At 72.8% G+C, this 2,331-nt stretch carries 2 protein-coding genes; both read right to left on the reverse strand.

Going from position 1 to position 2,331, the window contains the following annotated elements; translation table 11 throughout:
• Positions 1-67 precede the first annotated feature (67 nt).
• The gene (locus JT723_RS34580) at positions 68-1,540 is read right to left on the reverse strand and encodes a glycoside hydrolase family 6 protein (RefSeq protein ID WP_251513171.1); all 1,473 of its coding nucleotides are present in this window, start codon (positions 1,538-1,540) and stop codon (positions 68-70) included.
• 193 nt (positions 1,541-1,733) lie between these two features.
• Positions 1,734-2,114: a zinc ribbon domain-containing protein gene (locus tag JT723_RS34585; RefSeq protein WP_205048869.1), complete on the reverse strand. Its 381-nt coding sequence runs from the start codon at positions 2,112-2,114 to the stop codon at positions 1,734-1,736.
• Positions 2,115-2,331: the final 217 nt, after the last annotated feature.

Genomic DNA, 2,331 nt, shown 5'->3' on the forward strand with positions numbered 1-2,331 from the left:
CACCCACAAGCACAGGCGGCCGGCCCGGAGTCACCGGGCCGGCCGTCGTATCGGAGCAGGGCGTGCGTCAGGACACGGTGCAGGCGGCACCGTTGAGGGTGAAGGCGGTCGGCACCGAGGTGCCGTTGCCCGTCCCCTGGAAGCCGAAGCCGGTGGAGCCGCCGGCCGGGATCGAGGAGTTGTACCCCAGGTCGGTGGCCGTCACGGCGGCGCCGGACTGGGCGGCCTTGGCGTTCCACGCGCTGGTGATCTTCTGGTCGGCGGGGAAGGTCCACGCGAGCGACCAGCCGTTGACGGCGCTGCCGCCGGTGTTGCTGATGGTCACGTTCGCGGTGAAGCCGCCGTTCCAGGCGCTGGCGACCTGGTAGCTGACCGCGCAGCTCGCGCCGGCCGGCGGTGTGGTCGGCGGAGTGGTGGTCGGCGGGGTCGTGGGAGGTGTCGTGGGAGGTGTGGTCGGCGGAGTGGTGGGAGGTGTCGTGGTCGGCGGAGTCGTCGGGTCGGACGCACCGGCCGAGGCCAGGGCGTAGGCCACGTCCGGCAGGAAGGTGCCCGCGGCGCCCGCGCAGCCGTCCGCCTCACCCGGCGGCTTCACCCAGAGGAAGGCGTCGATCGCCGAGTCCCCGGTGTTGGTCGTGGGGTAGGCGCCGATCGCCCGGCCTGACGGGTCGCACCAGGCACCGCCGGAGGCCGGGCCGTTGCCGTTGCGGCTGGTGTCGACCACGGCGTGCAGGTTGCCCGGGTTGCCCAGCGAGGCCAGCACGTTCTTGGCGAAGTTGACCTCGTTGGAGGTCGTGTTGAAGTTGGAGACGTTGGTGAACAGCCCGTCGGCGCTGGTCAGGATGCCGGCGCTGCGCAGCCGGTTGGCCTGCTCCGAGGCGCTGTTCCAGGCCGAGTGGCCGCCGTCCATGTAGACCTTGGCGTTGGGCGCGGCGGAGTGGATCGCGGAGCCCGCCCGGGCGAGCGAGGCGAAGCGGTCGGTCTGCTGCTGCGCGGACAGGCACGTCGTCAGGGAGATGGAGTCGGGCTCCAGGATGACGATCGACTGGCCGCTGCCGAGCCCCGCGGCGAAGTTGCGCACCCAGGCGTCGTACGAGGACAGGTCCGGCGCGCCGCCGGCTGACGCCCCGCCGCAGTCGCGGTTGGGGATCTCGTAGACGGCCAGCACGGGCACCTGTCCCGCGGCGGCCGCGGGCTGGGTGATCGCCTTGACGTCGTTGGTGACGGTGGAGGGGCTGTAGTTGGAGAACCAGACCGCCTGCGGCTGGGAGGCGATACGCCGGGCGATGATCGGCTCACGGGAGTCGCCGGGATTCGCGGCGACCCAGCGGGCGACCTGGGAGTGGGGGTCCTTGTAGAACTGGGTCCCGCCGGGAAGGCTGCTCTGCACCGCGGCGCCCGCGGTGAGCTGGGTGCCCAGTGCGATACCGGCGGCGGCGAGGCCCGTGGCCAGGCCGAGCGCCGTGGCCTTGCGCAGCCGTGCCGCGGGCGAGGGGGCCGGGGCCGCCCCGCCGGGGCCTGGGTTTCGGGTGAGGCGTGACACAGGTGTCCTCCGTGCTCTCGTGGGGGGAGAGTGCCCTCGGGAGGTGAGGGCCGGCTGCGCCGGGCACGCCGTGGGAGCGCTCCCGTGCAACCGGGCTGAGCCTAACCAGCCGGGAGGGCAGCGGTCATCCCCTTCCCCGAACTGACGTGCCGTCCGGGCAGGCCGCGCGGGGTTTCGGCAACACCTGGCCGGATCACGTCCACGCGTCGGGCAGCCCCGAGTCGCACAGTTCCAGGAGCAGTTCGCCCTCCGCCGCCTCCGCGTCGGGCAGCCAGCGGACCGCGGTGCCCACCTCCACCGGGTGCGGCCCGGCGTCCACGACGGTGCACCGGGAGACGAATCCCTCGGGGAAGCGCACGACCGACTCGTTGCGTGCCGCGTCGGTGTTGCGCTGCACGACACCCGACCGCACGACGACCCCCAGCCCGGAACCGCGGGCGGGGACCAGGTCGCTCGACGCGCACACCGGGCACAGCAGCCGCCTGAAGGACGCCGTGCCGCACCAGCGGCAGAGCTGGTACGACACACCGGAATCCCGGGCTTCCGACACGCTGCCGGACGGTGACTGGATCATGGCCAACTCCCTGCGCTCGATGGGGACGTGTCCGCACGGCGTGCCGACGCAGCCGCATCGTATGGCACTGAGTGCCACGAGGGGAAGGTACCGAGTACCGATCCGTCGTACAAGCTCCGCCGCCGGGGGTCAGCCGTCCAGCTTTGTCGGTCGGTCCTCCTCCTCGCGCCCTGCGCGCACGGCCTCGTACCTCGGCCGGCCACTCCAGACGCTCGCT

The sequence above is a fragment of the Actinacidiphila bryophytorum genome (assembly GCF_016916835.1).
Lineage (GTDB): Bacteria > Actinomycetota > Actinomycetes > Streptomycetales > Streptomycetaceae > Actinacidiphila > Actinacidiphila bryophytorum.

Excerpts from the sequence above, each read along its gene's own strand:
- JT723_RS34585 (WP_205048869.1), bottom strand. The coding sequence starts at position 2,114 with ATGATCCAGTCACCGTCCGGCAGCGTGTCGGAAGCCCGGGATTCCGGT.